Origin of the sequence: Flavobacterium sp. DSR2-3-3 (assembly GCF_049896585.1) — a bacterium.
In the GTDB taxonomy this organism is placed as follows: Bacteria; Bacteroidota; Bacteroidia; order Flavobacteriales; family Flavobacteriaceae; genus Flavobacterium.
In genome coordinates this window covers 262,819-277,953 of sequence record NZ_JAFCUP010000001.1, presented here as the reverse complement: position 1 = coordinate 277,953, position 15,135 = coordinate 262,819, and the positions used below count along the sequence as shown (strand labels likewise).

Below are 15,135 nucleotides of genomic sequence, written 5' to 3'. Positions count from 1 at the left end.
GAATGTGGGATAGAAGTTTAAAACCGCAAATAATAAAATTGTCATTTGCTTTAATGATAGTGAATTTGCAGTGAAACGCTTGCAAGTCGAGAAAGATAGTTTGTATTTCATGCCTGAAAATCCAATTTTTGCTCCGATAAAAGTCACTAAAGAAAACCAATTGATCATTTGGGGAAGTGGGACGGATGTGATTGAGAAGTTATAGTTAAATCTTTTGTTTCGAAATAAATACCTTTAAAAAAAGAAAGGCTTCCAATGCTATTGGGAGCCTTTCTTTTATCTTAAAAAATTACTGTTTATACGGTATGTTTTGGATTAAAACCATCTTCGCTTAACTCGACGTGGTCATAATCAGCAACCATTTCAGCTTCGTAATCAACTTTTTCTCCTTTACCGAATTTAGCAATTAATTTCTCCATAATTTCATAAATTACAGGAACAATAATCAAGGTTAAAAATAGGGAAGAAATCAATCCTCCGATAATTACCCATGCCAATCCATTTTTCCATTCGGCACCGGCTCCACTTGCAAGTGCAATTGGCACCATACCAAATACCATCGCGATAGTGGTCATCAAAATTGGGCGAAGACGCGCGTGATTCGCCTGAATTAATGCGGTTCTTATAGTTTCACCCGCAGCTCTTCGCTGATTCGTGTAATCTACCAGCATAATTGCATTTTTACAAACCAGACCAATCAACATAATAACCCCAAGAATCGTAAATATATTCAACGTATTATTGGTCAAAGCCAAGGCTAATAAGGCTCCTATAAACGAAAGCGGAATAGCAAATAATACCACAAACGGGTGAACAAAACTGTCGTATAAGGAAACCATTACAAGGTAAACCAAGATAATAGCAGCCAATAAAGCAATTCCTAATGTTCCAAAACCTTCTGTTTCATTCTCTTTTTGTCCCCCCCAAATATAGTCTACACCAATTGGTTTCTTTAATTTATCAATTTTTTCTTCCCATTGTGATACTATCGTTCCAGAAGAGATACCAACATTTTGGCCTTTAACAGTTACAGATGCTGTTTTGTCTCTACGCTCTAATTGGCTTGGACCAGAACCTTCAGTTACCGTTGCAAATTGATTTAACTCGATTTGTCGACCAGAGTCGTTTATGAAGATCAAGTTGCTTACATCAGCAATACTTTTTCTATCGAAAGCATTATACTTAATATTGATGTCGTATTCGTATTCGCCCGCTCTAAAACGTCCGTCGGTATTTCCGCTAAAAGCCGTTTGCATGGTTATACCCACCGTTTGTAAACTTAAACCAAGTGCGGCCATTTTATCTCTGTCTACTTTTACGCTAACTTCAGGATTTCCGTCTTCTACCGACAATTCAATCTCTGTGGCTCCAGGAATGGTGCGCAATTCTTTTTCGGCAGCAATAGCAAATTTCATAGCACTTTCTACATCTGGACCTGTTACAATAAGTCCTAAAGTAGCATCTTCAGCTGTTCCTAAAATACCTACGGGAACCGTTTTTACTTTTGCGCCAACTAGTAATTTTTCTAATTTACGTTTGGTTTTTGCAGCGTAAACATTTGCAGGTTCATCACGCTGGTCTAATTCAACCATTTTCACGTTAATTTCTGATTTATAAGCAGTTGATTGTGAAGCCCCCATACCACCACTAGTTTGACCCACAATAGTAAATTGACTGTGAACAAAATCTTCTTTGTCTAAAAAGGCCTCTGCTTTTTGCGTCATGAAGTTGGTTTGTTCTAAAGAAGCATCTTTTGGCATTTCGATTTGAACTAAAAACTCACCACTATCTGATGCTGCAAAGAACTCCCCACCAATAAATCCTGCTGGTACCAATGCAATTGAGCTGAAGAATAAAACTAAAACAATGGCAAGTGTTGTTTTGTAGTGATCCAAAGACCATGTCAGTAATCCAGAGATCCAATTGATGAAACGGGTTAAATAACTTTCAAAACCAAGAATGATTCTTCCAAAAAAGTTTTTACCTTCAATATGTTCTAATTTTCCGTATCTAGATGATAACCAAGGAATAATAGTAAACGAAGCAACTAATGACAATAAAGTGGATATAATTACCGTGACACAAAATTGCGTAATAATATTAGAAACCAGACCAGAACTCAATGCAATTGGTAAAAATACAACAACAATTACAAGCGTAATCGATACTACAGTTCCACCAATTTCGGCTGTACCATCATAAGCAGCTCGAACTTTGTTTTTGCCCATTTCCATGTGCCTGTAAATATTTTCAAGAACCACAATAGCATCATCCACAAGAATACCTACAACGAGTGACAATCCTAACAAACTCATTAAGTTCAAAGTATAACCCATTAAGTAAATCCCAATAAAAGTGGCAATTAATGAAGCAGGGATAGATACCATTACAATCAAGGAGTTTCGAATACTATGTAAGAAAAACAGCATGACAAAAGCCACTAAAAGTACCGCGATAAGCAAATCGTGCACAACGGCATCTGCTGCTTCAAGGGTAAAAATGGTACTGTCTTTGGCAATTTCTAGTTTTAATTCGGAAGTTTTATATTCTCTTTCCAGTTTCGCAATGGTTTTCACCAATTCTTCACTTACAGCAACTGCGTTGGCATCAGATTGCTTTATAATTTGTAAAATAATTGCACTTTTCTGGTTCACACGAGCCACTTTCTCCGTAATTTTTTGCGTGTCTTGTACATCTGCAACATCGCCTAAACGAACTTGAATTCCACCTCTTGAGGACACAATTAAGTTTCTTAACTCCTCAACGGTTTTATATTTTCCAGCTAAGCGGATTAATATTTTTTGTTCCCGAGTTTGAATGTTCCCTGTTGGGAAATCCAAGTTAGAGGATAAAATGTTCTGTTGCACTTGAGGCACCGAAAGTCCGTAGGCTTGCATTTTTACTGCATCAAGATTGACTTGAATTTCTCGCTCTTGTCCGCCTGTGATATTAACTTGAGCTACTCCTTGCACACGAGAAAGTACCGGCGCAAGTTTCTTGTCTACTAAGTCGTAAAAAGCAACTTCGTCCATTTTTCCGTTGGCACCAATGGTCATAATTGGTAAATCGCTCAACGAAAACTTGTTTAATGAAGGCGCCTGAGCGTCATCTGGTAAGTCATTGATAATGGCATTTATTTTACGCTGCGCATCATTCATAGAAATATTTACATCAGCATTAGATGTCAATGTTATCGAAACCGAGGATAAACTTTCAAAAGACTTAGAATCAATTTTTTTGATGTTTTCCAATGATGAAATTGCGTCTTCAATTTTTTTGGTAACGGTATTTTCGACCTCACTAGGTGATGCTCCGGGATAAACCGTTGCAATCGAAATCACGTTGGTTTCGAATTTTGGAATCAATTCGTAGCCCAATTGGCTGTAACTGAACAGTCCTCCTAAAGTTAGTATCGTAAATAGTACGATGACTAATGAAGGACGTTTTATGGATATTTCTGCTAATTTCATATATTTAAATTTTTATATCTTGTAGCTTTATGCTTGAAGCGGTTTCTTTATGACTTTAAGGCTTTCGACTTTGAGACTTATTTTATAATATCCACTTTAGATCCGTCTTGAAGGTTGATTTGACCTGTGACAATTACAGTTTCGCCTTCTGAAAGACCGTTTAAAATTTCTACCTTATCACCAAGAATTCTTCCGGCCGTAACCGTTTTCAGTTTGGCTGTTCCGTTTTCAATTACAAATATTTCATTGCTGCTCACACTTCCTACAAAGGCATTTCTAGGAACAATCATCAACGATTGTTTTCCTTGATTTGCAGAAAATTCGGCTGTTCCGTACATTCCGGCTTTCAAATCATTTGAAGCATTATTAGCAATTTCGATTTCTACAGGAAAGTTCAAACTTGCGTCCGCTTTTGGAGCTATGAACGAGATTTTTCCGGAGAATGTTGCATCTGGATAGACGCTCGCTTTCACAGAAATTGTAGTTCCTACTTTTAAACCTGCAACCTGATTTTCATTGACATTAACTTTCAGTTTTAATTTTGACACATTTACGATGTCAAACAATTGAGTTCCCGCACCAAGAACAGATCCCGGTTCAATGTATTTTTTGTTCACAATTCCGTTTATTGTCGCCTTGATATTAGTATCACCAATGTTTACTCTTGCTTGTTGCAATCTTGATTTTAAAGTTACTAAATTCAATTTGGCTTGGTCTAATTGTTGTTTCGTTACACCACCCGTTTTAAAAGCATTTTCAAAACGACTGTAATCGGTCAAAGCATTTTGATAAGAAGCTTGTGCTGTTTGCAAGTCAGCCGTAATTTGTTCGCTTCTTACAATTGCTAAAGTTTGACCAATGCGCACTTTGTCACCTTCATCAACTAAAACACGAACTACTCTTCCTGATTTCTCAGCAGAAAAACTTAATTCTTGTAATGGCGCGAAATTTCCATTGGCAGAGAAATCAAGTGAAACTTCTTCGGTTTTTACCGTGGCAACTTTAACAGAAATACTGGCATTTTTCTCTGCTACAATAGCAGTTTTAGCTTCGTTTTCTTTTTTGTTATTCATTAATACATATCCGATAACGCCTAAAGTGGCTACGATTGCTACAACGATTAGTATGTTTTTTTTCATTTTTTTTAGTTATTTATAAGTGATTTTAATTCTCCTTTTGATTTGATTAATTGTATTTCTGCCAGCTTGTAGTCTAATATGGCTGATGTGTAGTTGTTTTGCGCTTCAGTCAATGAGTTTTCAGCATCTAATAAATCAGTTAAAGAGGCCAATCCTTGAATGTAATTGTTTCTGGTATTGTCTAAAACTTCTTTGGCTAATTGCGCATTCTCTTTTTGATTGTTGATTGTCGTTAAACTGTTGTCAATTTGAGTTTTTGCATTGGCGAAAGCCAGGTCAAGGGATAATTTTGTGTCGTTTAGATCTTCTTTTATGGATCGTAAATCGATATCAGCTTGTCTTACTTTGGCACGAGTACCAAATCCAGTAAAAATAGGCACTTTTAAATTCAAACCAATTGAGGAGAAATCTGACCAATATACGCCATCAGCCGGTTTTCCTCCGATAGGCATTACAGGACCCTGACCAATATAATTGTACCCGGCGCTCAATGATACTGTTGGATAATAACCAGCTTCAACAGCCTTTTTTTGATAAGTCAACAGTTGTTCTTGTTTTTTCAAAAGCAAATATTCTGTTCTGTTTGACGTATTTGGAACTTCTGATAATGATTGCGAACTCACTTCAAATGCCGTATTAGGAATCACGATTTGAGTTTCTATTGGCATTCCCATGTAGAATTTCAATGTGTTTTCCTGAATTTGAACTGCATTCAATACTTGTTGGCGTTGCGTATTGATGTTTGAAATTTTAACTAAAATTCGATCCAAATCAATTTTTTTAGCTAATCCGTTGTCAAATTGCCCTTTGATTATGTTTCGTACTTTAGTAGTGTTTTTATATGTACTATCAATAACCGTTAGTTTTTGTCGTTGCACGTACACCTGATAATAATTATTGGCCACGCGCTCAATTACCTGTTCTTCGGTTAATTGTTGATTAATTTGGTAAAATTCTCTAGTAGATTTTGCTGCTTTCAAACCAATAAAAACCGATTGATCGAAAAGTGCTTGTGTCAAAGAAACACCAGCAGTTGAAATCCATTTTTGACCAAAATTAGCTTGGATAGTACTTCCTGGTTGACCAAAATTAGCTCCATCGATTACAGTTGTCTGTAAAACAGGATTGTATGTCAGATTACCGTTGGCTGAAATTTGTGGTAAAGCTCTGGAGCGTATTTCCTGAATTTGGTATTCGCTGTTCTCCACTTTCAGTTTTGCTTTTTTAGCATCGGCTTTATTCTCTAAAGCGTAGTTAATAGCTTCTTTCAGCGTCAGCGATTTTGTATTTTGTGCATTGGCACCAAGCGCAAATGTCAAAATTATTAATAGAACTGTTTTTTTCATTATTAAGTAATTGGATTAAGTAAGTTTTTTTCTAATTCGGCAATTCCTTTTTCAGTAGCCATTGCTCGTGTGTGGTATTCAAGGGCTTCCATTTCTAATGCAAAAGCTTCTCGTTCGGAACGGGTGTTTTCGTTAATGCTGAAAATCAATGCATAATAAAGTTTGATGTAGGCTTCAATATTTAAGTCTTTTCTATACAAGCCCTGAGCAATTCCTTTTTCGATATTTTGCTTGAAACAACTTTCACATTCTTGAACTTGATACTCTAAAACCGTTTCGTAAACTTCCGGATAATGTTTCTTCAGTTGATAAATCGGAGAAGTATCAGTTGATTGAAACATATCGGCAAACATTTTCCTGATTTGGAAGTTTTCCTCGATGGCGTTGTAGTTTCTAGAAATAATTTCGGTGATAATTTCATGAACTTCTTTACGAAGCACTTGTGTGCTTTCTTGTATCAACAATTCTTTGTTGGCAAAATATTTATAAATTGTTTTTTTTGAAATACACATTTCACCAGCAATGTCATCCATAGTGATGCTCTTGAAACCCAGTTTCAAAAACATATCTTTTGCTTTATTTATAATTTTTTCTTTCATTTTTTGTCAGCTGAAATAGTTTTATTCATTTGTAAATCAACTAACTAAAGTTGAAAATGGAGTGCAAATGTACAAAGGAAACTATTAGCACTGAAATAGTTTCCATTAATTTTGTAATTATTTAACATTCGACTACGGTGGAAGTTTTAAACGGTAAATTCTAAATTGGCAATCAGTTTAATGTCCTGACCCAGAGCTATTCCGCTAGTTTGATTGAATGAAATAAAGGTTAGCCCAAAATCTTTACGGTTAATTTTTCCGCTTATTTCAAATCCTGCCTTTTGATCCCCATTGTAAGCATTGATTCCAATAAATTCCGCATCGAGTTCCACTACTTTAGTAATGTTTTTAATAGTCAAATTTCCTTTTAAAAAATTGATATTTTTATTTACTTTTTCAAAAGAAGTCGACTTAAAGCTGATGATTGGATATTCGTTGACATCAAACAAATCATTCATTTTTAAATTCGTGTCAATTTGTTCCAGTTTGATGTCTTTATTGTTTACATCCAAAGAAAACTCAATCGATGCGTCTTCAATTTCATTATTTTCGATCTCTATATGCCCGCTAAATTTGTTGATGGTACCCGCTAAATAAGCAATTATAGAGTGTCTCATTTTAATTAGAACATCAGATTGATTGGAGTCAATTGTCCATTTGGTTTTCATAATTCTCGGGTGTATTATAAATTTAATCAATTCAAACAACCGCTTCAAAAATACTGTTAGTCTTTGAGCGGTTAAATTTGACTGCAAATGTAAGATGGAAACTTTGAATACCAAAATAGTTTCCAACGTATTTTGATTTATTTAACATTTGATAATGAAACGGAGTTTGTAATGCAAATTGAATACTGTAAATTAGCCAAAAAATTTATTTTATGCATTCTATTTACCAGTATCAGGAGTTCCTTTCGGATTATTTGCAATCACAATATGAAACCAAAGAACCTAGAAATTTATATGAGCCTATTCATTATATATTAGATCTTGGCGGAAAAAGGATGCGTCCGGTACTTACATTAATGAGTGCTGAGGTTTTTGATGCGGATTATAAAAAAGCATTACCAGCGGCTTTGGCTGTTGAGGTTTTTCATAATTTTTCGCTCGTACATGATGATATTATGGATGATGCGCCTTTACGAAGAGGACATGAAACGGTTCATGAAAAATGGAATTTGAACACTGGGATTTTATCAGGTGATGCAATGCTGATTTTAGCATACCAATATTTTGAACAATACGAACCAATTATTTTTAAAGATTTAGCCAAACTTTTCAGCAAAACGGCACTCGAAGTTTGTGAAGGTCAACAATTGGATGTTGATTTTGAAGAGCGTGATGATGTTACCATTCCGGAATACTTGAAAATGATTGAATGTAAAACGGCTGTTTTAGTAGCCGCGGCCATGAAAATGGGGGCAATTATTGCCGAGACCTCTGAAGAAAACGCCAATTTGATTTATGATTTCGGACTCAATTTAGGGTTGGCTTTTCAATTACAAGATGATTTTCTAGATGCTTTTGGGAATCCAGAAACCTTTGGAAAACAAGTAGGAGGAGATATCATCGAAAACAAAAAAACGTATTTATACCTTAAAGCAGTTGCTTTTTCAAATAGAGAGGAAGCACAGGAATTGAGAAGCTTGTTTTCAGTTCAGCCTGAAGATAATACCAATAAAATAGAGAGAGTGAAAGTTCTTTTTAATAGTTCGGGTGCGTCAAAGGCAACTCAGGATGCGATTGAGGATTTTACTTTAAAGGCTTTTCATACTTTAGATAAAATGAATATTGGTACCGATAAAAAAGAAATGCTAAAAGGTTTTGGTGAAAATTTAATGGGAAGGAAAGTGTAATTCAATTTCAATAACAATTTCAAAAATCAATAGTAATGTTGACTTTGAAAGTTGATATTTCAAATTAACAAAAAGTAAAATGTACCATAATAACAATATTGAAAATTGCAATTGATATTGCCATTGAAATTTTAAAGATATGTTTATAGTTCCAAAAAATACCGATTTACTGCTTACTGAAGCAGAAGCCGAAAACTTATATTTGAAATTAATTGAACAAATGAATAAGGATTTCAATTTGGCTAACGAAGCCATTGATTGTTCCCTAAAAAGCACACCTGACGAATTAAAGGCGCAGCTCCATGAAAAAATCTACCGACTCATTCAATACAAGTTTGCAGAATACCTTAATTTACTCTACATAATTGATGTTTCTGAAGAAGAAATAAAAAAACTGGACGGATCAGATTTAGTAGTTCTTGCCGAACACGTATCTTTTTTAATTCTAAAAAGAGAATGGCAAAAAGTGTGGTTTAGGAACAAGTATTAGTTATTGTAAGTCTTTTTTAAAGATTATTTTATTCCATAATTCAGTTCCTGCAGTATCAAAAATAGTTAATTTCATTTGGCGGTTTTCTTTAGAACCTAAAAATGAAAGGGTTCCAAAATTATGTTGCGCAATCAAGCTGCCTTTTGTTCTGTAAATGTTGTTTTCCTTTAAGATATTTTCAGATGCAACGCCAGAAGTTAACGGCGAAACGGTCCAGTCGTACAACGGATAGGTATTGTCTCGAGGAACTTCAGAAAATTCAGTGAAATGCCGGTCACCGCTTATAAACAGAATGCCTTTAATTTTATTGTCAAGAATTTCTTTTAACAATCGTTCTTTTTCTTTAGGATAATTGCTGTAGTTTTCTTTTTCTGCCACTGAATTTAATACTTGTCCGCCAATCACAATTATTTTAAAACTGGCTTTGGAAAAGCTTAAGGCATTTATCAGCCATTCTAATTGTGTGTTTCCTAAAACCGTTCTTTCGCCGGTGATTCTGTTGTTTGGAGTTTTGAAAAACCGGTCATCCAATAAAAAGAATTGGGCATCACCCCAGCTAAAGGTTGAATAAATGCCTTCGTTTTGCGCTGAATTCATGCCGTAACTTTTATTTGCCCAGAAATCTTTAAACGCTTTTTGAGTCAGAAATTTGTTGTAAAAACTGCCATCGCTATCATCCGGACCAAAATCATGGTCGTCCCAAATGGCAAAATTCTGTGTTTTTGCCAGCAAGGGCTGTATTTCTTTTATTGACCTTGAATGAGTATAGCGATGATAAATCCCGGTTTTACTATCCCAATCCGCTTCTCTGAGATAAATATTGTCGCCACTCCATATCATAATTTCTGGATTTTTTTTGGCAATACTTTCAAAAATCCCAAACTCACTTCCATAGGCTTTTCCCGGTCTGTCCAAAGGAGTTTCGTTAAAATAGGAACAACTTCCAATTGCTACCGTGAAATTAGGAGCATCTTCCCGCCATTCCCATAATTTTTTTGATGAAAAAGAAGTTTCGTATGGCAAGATGATTTTTTTGTCATTTATTATAACCTCATACTTATATTTTTTTCCGGGACTTAATTGATCTAAAATAATGTGATGCGTAAAGACAACTTCTTTTGAAGACGAATAGACCTCAGAATAGAAAATTTTGCTAGGATTGTCAAGGGCAAAATAAGCTATTTTCACCGAGGCCTTTTTATTGGTTTGCAACCAAATCACCGCCTCCGTCATTTCGCAATACCCCACCATAGGGCCAGACTGCAATATATTGTTTTGAGCAAAACTGTAACTTACAAACAATATACAGAATAATTGAAAGGTTTTTTTCATAGCAGATAATTAAAAATACATTCTGAAGAATGGCATAAAGGCACTGCCGTAAATATTATTTTTATCGTTCAAAACATTATAACGGGCGCCAATTGTCGCATTTCCAGATCGGTAACCGGCACCAATAAATAATCCGGTGTTCCAATAATCTTGTGAATTGCTATTGGATCCATCCAAATTTACATTGACTCTTAATTGTTCGAGTTCAGCCGAAAGTTGGATTTGATTTATTGGATTTAACAATCCGATCACACTTCCCCCATACAAATGTGAAGCGTAATAATCCTTTTGCTTTAAGTATTTATATTGCGCGCCAACACCAAAAGCCACGTATTTATTGAAATTGTAAATAGCACTTGGCGCCAAAGAGATATCAGTATAACCCGAACCAAATCCTAAACCAATTCCGCCTCCAAATTGTACATTTCTCCAGAATTGATTTTCTGTTTCTGGTTGCAAATCATCTTGTTGCGCAAACACGCAGCATGAAAAAAAAACGGCAATTAGTGTCAAAAATGATTTGGATATATTCAAAAAGCAATTCTTTGTCATAAGTTTTAGTTTTTTAACAATATTCAATGTAAAAGTATCTTAAATTAAATTATAAATTTATTGTATTATCGTACTTTTGCCAAACTATTTTAACAAAAAAGGTATATTCACTAAATATTATGGATAGGTTTTCATTTTTAAACGCAGCACACACAGAATTTTTCGCACAGTTATACGATCAATATTTAGAGAATCCAGACAGCGTGGAGCCAAGTTGGAGAAGTTTTTTTCAAGGTTTTGACTTTGGGATGACAACTTACAATGAGGAAAACCCTGTGGAACAAATGGCAAATTTTGCCTCTAATAATACGGATGTAAGTTTGATCTCTGAAAAGCTTCAAAAAGAATTCAACGTATTGAAATTAATAGATGGATATCGCTCTCGCGGTCATTTGTTTACTAAAACAAATCCGGTTCGAGAAAGACGTGTATCATCACCAACGCTAGAAATCACAAATTTTGGACTGTCCTCCGCAGATTTGAACACTGTTTTTGATGCCGCAAAGGTGATAAATATTCAGCCTTGCACGCTTCAGGAAATCATAACGCATCTTGATACAATATACTGCCAGCACATCGGGGTGGAATATATGTATATCCGTAAACCGGAAGTAGTGGAGTGGATTCAGAAAAAGTTAGGTGTCAATGACAATCAGCCTAAATTTTCTTTGGATGAAAAAAAATCAATTCTGAATAAACTGAACCAAGCCGTTTCTTTTGAAAACTTCTTGCATACAAAATATGTAGGTCAAAAGCGTTTTTCTTTAGAAGGTGGAGAATCAATCATTCCGGCTTTAGATGCTTTGATAGAAAAAGCAGCAGAAAAAGGAGTGGAACAATTTGTAATGGGAATGGCACATCGTGGCCGACTAAATATTTTGGCCAATATTTTTGGCAAATCAACCCAAGACATATTTGGAGAGTTTGATGGTAAAGATTACGACCAGGAATATTTTGACGGAGACGTAAAATACCATTTAGGACTTACCGCTGATAAAGTTACTAGCACCGGTAAAAAAATAAATATCAATTTAGCGCCAAATCCTTCGCACCTAGAAACTGTAGGTGCAGTAATTGAAGGAATCACAAGAGCAAAACAAGACAAATATTTTCCTAACGATTTCTCAAAAGTATTGCCAATCGCCGTTCACGGAGATGCCGCGATTGCTGCTCAGGGAATTCTTTATGAAATAGTGCAAATGGCACAATTAGACGGTTATAAAACCGGAGGTACAATTCATATTGTAATCAACAATCAGGTAGGATTTACGACTAATTACCTTGATGCGCGTTCTTCTACGTATTGCACGGATGTTGCCAAAGTCACGCTTTCGCCGGTATTACACGTAAATGCGGATGATGCGGAAGCCGTAGTTCACGCAATGTCATTTGCATTGGATTACAGAATGGAATTTGGTCGCGATGTGTTTATCGATTTATTAGGATATAGAAAATACGGACATAACGAGGGTGATGAGCCTCGTTTCACCCAGCCTGTATTATATAAAATTATTGCCAAGCACAAAAATCCAAGAGACATTTATATGGAGAAATTACTTGCTGACGGAGTAATTGATTCCACTTTTGTAAAAGGATTGGAGCAAGAATACAAATCAAACTTGGAGATAAACTTAGAAGAATCCCGTAAAAAGGATTTAACTATCATCACACCGTTTATGAAAAATGAATGGAAAGGTTTTGAACAAGTCTCTGATGTGGAAATGCTTAAAAAAGTTGATACTACTTTCCCTGTGGCAGGACTTACTGAGGTAGCAAACGTAATTTGTAACTTACCTTCAGACAAAAAATTCATCAGCAAAATACAAAAACTGATCAACGACAGAAAAACAATGTTTTTCGAAACGAATAAGCTGGATTGGGCTATGGCCGAACATTTAGCGTATGGTTCACTTTTAAAAGAAGGATTTGATGTTCGTATTTCCGGACAAGATGTGGAGCGTGGGACATTTTCTCACCGTCACGCCGTTGTAAAAGTCGAAGATTCAGAAGAAGAAGTAACTTTGTTAAGTAATTTAGAGGGAACAACGGGAAAGTTCAATATCTACAATTCATTGTTATCTGAATACGGAGTTTTAGGATTTGATTACGGATATGCTTTGGCGAACCCAAATACATTAACCATTTGGGAAGCACAATTTGGAGATTTCAGTAATGGAGCTCAAATTATGATTGACCAATATATCTCTTGTGGAGAAGACAAATGGAATACCCAGAACGGAATCGTTTTACTATTGCCTCACGGTTATGAAGGACAAGGAGCAGAGCATTCTTCGGCAAGAATGGAGCGTTATTTGCAACTTTGCGCCAGACATAATATGTATGTTGCGGATTGTACAACGCCAGCCAATTTCTTTCACTTGTTGAGAAGACAAATGAAAACAACGTTCCGTAAACCGCTTATTGTTTTTACACCAAAGAGTTTATTGCGTGATTCAAGAGTGGTTTCTACCGTTGAAGAATTTGCAAACGGATCTTTCCAGGAAACATTCGATGACCAAACAGTGAATAAAGACGAGGTGAAAACACTAGTTTTCTGTACCGGTAAATTCTATTATGACATTACTGCCGAAAGAGAAAATCTTGGTAGGAATGATGTTGCGGTCGTTAGAATCGAACAATTATTCCCATTGCCGGTAGAACAATTAAAAGAAATTATTGCTAAATATCCAAACGCTGACGATTATGTTTGGGCACAAGAAGAGCCAAAAAACATGGGGGCGTACAGCTTTATGTTGATGAATTTCGATTTAGTAAAATGGAGATTGGCGTCACTAAAAGCATACGCGGCTCCGGCAGCAGGAAGTTACACAAGAGCAAAACGCCGACAGGCCGATGCTTTGCGAATGGTTTTTGATAAAAATTTATTTAGATAGTCATTGCGAGGCGTTGCTAGCGACGTAGCAAAGCAATGTCACTAAAATAATTATTTTTAGGAGCCGGGAACCTGCTTTACGTTGCAATCTTTTTATTTTTAAAAAAAAATAAAAAGGATTTTCACTGCAATCAGGGCTAAAAAACAGTTCATACAATAAACACAGGTTGTTCGAGAACAATTTAAAATTTAAAATTCATAATTTAAAATAATAGAACATGATTTTAGAAATGAAAGTCCCATCACCAGGGGAATCTATAAAGGAAGTTGAAATTGCAACTTGGTTGGTAAAAGACGGAGATTATGTAGAAAAAGACCAAGCAATTGCTGAAGTTGATTCTGATAAAGCAACTTTAGAATTGCCAGCAGAAGCCAGCGGAATCATTACTTTAAAAGCAGAAGAAGGCGACGCAGTAGCAGTTGGAGCAGTTGTGTGTCATATTGATACGGACGGAGCAAAACCAGCAGGAGATGCACCAGTTGCCGAAGCTACAAAAACAGTTGAAGCGCCAAAAGCTGAAGTTAAGGCAGAAGCGCCAAAAGCGGCTCCGGTAGCGGCAGCTCCAGCAGCGACTTATGCTTCAGGAACTCCATCTCCGGCAGCAAGAAAAATATTAGACGAAAAAAATATAGCGCCAGCTTCCATAACCGGAACTGGAAAAGACGGAAGAATCACTAAAGACGATGCCGTAAATGCTGTGCCTTCAATGGGAACTCCTACTGGTTGTTCTCGTGGATCGGAGCGTACTAAATTATCGATGTTGCGTCGTAAAGTGGCTGAGAGATTAGTTGCCGCTAAAAACGAAACGGCCATGTTGACTACTTTTAACGAAGTAAACATGACGCCAATCAACTTGATTCGTAATGAATACAAAGATGCATTCAAAGCTAAACACGGTGGAATTGGTTTAGGATACATGTCTTTCTTTACGAAAGCAGTAACCAGAGCGTTAAAATTATTCCCAGATGTAAACTCAATGATGGATGGTGATCATAAGATTGCTTTCGACTTTTGCGATATTTCAATTGCGGTTTCAGGACCAAAAGGATTAATGGTTCCTGTGGTTCGCAACGCGGAAAACTTAACGTTCCGTGGTGTTGAAGCAGATATTAAACGATTAGCGCTTAAAGCACGTGACGGACAAATCACAGTGGATGACATGACTGGTGGAACCTTTACAATTACTAACGGTGGTGTTTTTGGAAGTATGCTAAGTACGCCAATTATCAATCCTCCACAATCGGGAATTCTTGGAATGCACAATATTATTGAGCGTCCAATTGCCGTAAACGGAAAAGTAGAAATTCACCCAATGATGTACGTGGCTTTGTCTTATGATCACAGAATTATTGATGGTCGTGAGTCAGTTGGATTCTTAGTTGCTGTGAAAGAAGCTTTAGAAAACCCAATGGAATTATTGTTAGACAACAATCCTAAAAAAGCGTTTGAATTGTAATT

At 36.0% G+C, this 15,135-nt stretch carries 12 protein-coding genes; 5 read left to right on the top strand and 7 right to left on the bottom strand.

All coding sequences use genetic code 11. The features are described from left to right. Positions 1-70 precede the first annotated feature (70 nt). Positions 71-205: a hypothetical protein gene (locus ACP7AQ_RS01210; RefSeq protein WP_426094083.1), complete on the top strand. Its 135-nt coding sequence runs from the start codon at positions 71-73 to the stop codon at positions 203-205. 91 nt (positions 206-296) lie between these two features. On the opposite strand, the gene ACP7AQ_RS01205 is transcribed toward ACP7AQ_RS01210, so the two are convergent. The 5 genes from ACP7AQ_RS01205 to ACP7AQ_RS01185 all read right to left on the bottom strand — a co-directional run bounded on the left by ACP7AQ_RS01205 (position 297) and on the right by ACP7AQ_RS01185 (position 7,222). After that, entirely contained in the window at positions 297-3,470 is a 3,174-nt protein-coding gene (locus ACP7AQ_RS01205; protein WP_426094082.1) for an efflux RND transporter permease subunit, read from the bottom strand. A 77-nt stretch (positions 3,471-3,547) separates the two neighbouring features. Beyond that, complete coding sequence (locus ACP7AQ_RS01200) at positions 3,548-4,609, bottom strand: efflux RND transporter periplasmic adaptor subunit (RefSeq protein WP_426094081.1); 1,062 nt, start codon at positions 4,607-4,609, stop codon at positions 3,548-3,550. A 5-nt stretch (positions 4,610-4,614) separates the two neighbouring features. Then, complete coding sequence (locus ACP7AQ_RS01195; protein ID WP_426094080.1) at positions 4,615-5,955, bottom strand: TolC family protein; 1,341 nt, start codon at positions 5,953-5,955, stop codon at positions 4,615-4,617. 2 nt (positions 5,956-5,957) lie between these two features. Continuing rightward, positions 5,958-6,554: a TetR/AcrR family transcriptional regulator gene (locus ACP7AQ_RS01190; RefSeq protein ID WP_426094079.1), complete on the bottom strand. Its 597-nt coding sequence runs from the start codon at positions 6,552-6,554 to the stop codon at positions 5,958-5,960. A 146-nt stretch (positions 6,555-6,700) separates the two neighbouring features. Further along, the gene (locus ACP7AQ_RS01185; RefSeq protein ID WP_426094078.1) at positions 6,701-7,222 is read right to left on the bottom strand and encodes a YceI family protein; all 522 of its coding nucleotides are present in this window, start codon (positions 7,220-7,222) and stop codon (positions 6,701-6,703) included. Between the two features lie 212 nt (positions 7,223-7,434). Here ACP7AQ_RS01185 and ACP7AQ_RS01180 point away from each other — a divergent pair, with 212 nt between their 5' ends. Further along, positions 7,435-8,409 carry a polyprenyl synthetase family protein gene (locus ACP7AQ_RS01180; RefSeq protein WP_426094077.1) on the top strand — a complete coding sequence of 325 codons (975 nt, stop codon included), beginning with the start codon at positions 7,435-7,437 and terminating at the stop codon, positions 8,407-8,409. A 139-nt stretch (positions 8,410-8,548) separates the two neighbouring features. Beyond that, positions 8,549-8,899, top strand: a complete 351-nt coding sequence (locus ACP7AQ_RS01175) for a hypothetical protein (RefSeq protein WP_426090416.1) — start codon at positions 8,549-8,551, stop codon at positions 8,897-8,899. Here ACP7AQ_RS01175 and ACP7AQ_RS01170 read toward each other — a convergent pair whose 3' ends face one another. Together ACP7AQ_RS01170 and ACP7AQ_RS01165 are read right to left on the bottom strand one after the other, a co-directional pair. Beyond that, positions 8,900-10,231: an alkaline phosphatase D family protein gene (locus tag ACP7AQ_RS01170; RefSeq protein WP_426094076.1), complete on the bottom strand. Its 1,332-nt coding sequence runs from the start codon at positions 10,229-10,231 to the stop codon at positions 8,900-8,902. 9 nt (positions 10,232-10,240) lie between these two features. Further along, positions 10,241-10,783 (bottom strand): hypothetical protein, encoded by a 543-nt coding sequence (locus ACP7AQ_RS01165; RefSeq protein WP_426094075.1) that lies wholly within the window; start codon positions 10,781-10,783, stop codon positions 10,241-10,243. A 119-nt stretch (positions 10,784-10,902) separates the two neighbouring features. Here ACP7AQ_RS01165 and ACP7AQ_RS01160 point away from each other — a divergent pair, with 119 nt between their 5' ends. After that, complete coding sequence (locus ACP7AQ_RS01160; RefSeq protein WP_426094074.1) at positions 10,903-13,677, top strand: 2-oxoglutarate dehydrogenase E1 component; 2,775 nt, start codon at positions 10,903-10,905, stop codon at positions 13,675-13,677. Positions 13,678-13,894: 217 nt separating this feature from the next. Next, a complete protein-coding gene (gene odhB / locus ACP7AQ_RS01155) occupies positions 13,895-15,133 on the top strand; it encodes a 2-oxoglutarate dehydrogenase complex dihydrolipoyllysine-residue succinyltransferase (protein ID WP_426094073.1) in 1,239 nt (412 codons plus the stop codon). Positions 15,134-15,135 lie beyond the last annotated feature (2 nt).

What these genes read in the sequence shown, in the direction of transcription:
- ACP7AQ_RS01190 (WP_426094079.1), bottom strand. Translation starts at nt 6,554, where the DNA reads ATGAAAGAAAAAATTATAAATAAAGCAAAAGATATGTTTTTGAAACTG.
- ACP7AQ_RS01185 (WP_426094078.1), bottom strand. Translation starts at nt 7,222, where the DNA reads ATGAAAACCAAATGGACAATTGACTCCAATCAATCTGATGTTCTAATT.
- ACP7AQ_RS01170 (WP_426094076.1), bottom strand. Translation starts at nt 10,231, where the DNA reads ATGAAAAAAACCTTTCAATTATTCTGTATATTGTTTGTAAGTTACAGT.
- ACP7AQ_RS01200 (WP_426094081.1), bottom strand. Translation starts at nt 4,609, where the DNA reads ATGAAAAAAAACATACTAATCGTTGTAGCAATCGTAGCCACTTTAGGC.
- ACP7AQ_RS01160 (WP_426094074.1), top strand. Translation starts at nt 10,903, where the DNA reads ATGGATAGGTTTTCATTTTTAAACGCAGCACACACAGAATTTTTCGCA.
- ACP7AQ_RS01180 (WP_426094077.1), top strand. Translation starts at nt 7,435, where the DNA reads ATGCATTCTATTTACCAGTATCAGGAGTTCCTTTCGGATTATTTGCAA.
- ACP7AQ_RS01205 (WP_426094082.1), bottom strand. Translation starts at nt 3,470, where the DNA reads ATGAAATTAGCAGAAATATCCATAAAACGTCCTTCATTAGTCATCGTA.
- ACP7AQ_RS01195 (WP_426094080.1), bottom strand. Translation starts at nt 5,955, where the DNA reads ATGAAAAAAACAGTTCTATTAATAATTTTGACATTTGCGCTTGGTGCC.
- ACP7AQ_RS01165 (WP_426094075.1), bottom strand. Translation starts at nt 10,783, where the DNA reads ATGACAAAGAATTGCTTTTTGAATATATCCAAATCATTTTTGACACTA.
- ACP7AQ_RS01175 (WP_426090416.1), top strand. Translation starts at nt 8,549, where the DNA reads ATGTTTATAGTTCCAAAAAATACCGATTTACTGCTTACTGAAGCAGAA.
- odhB (WP_426094073.1), top strand. Translation starts at nt 13,895, where the DNA reads ATGATTTTAGAAATGAAAGTCCCATCACCAGGGGAATCTATAAAGGAA.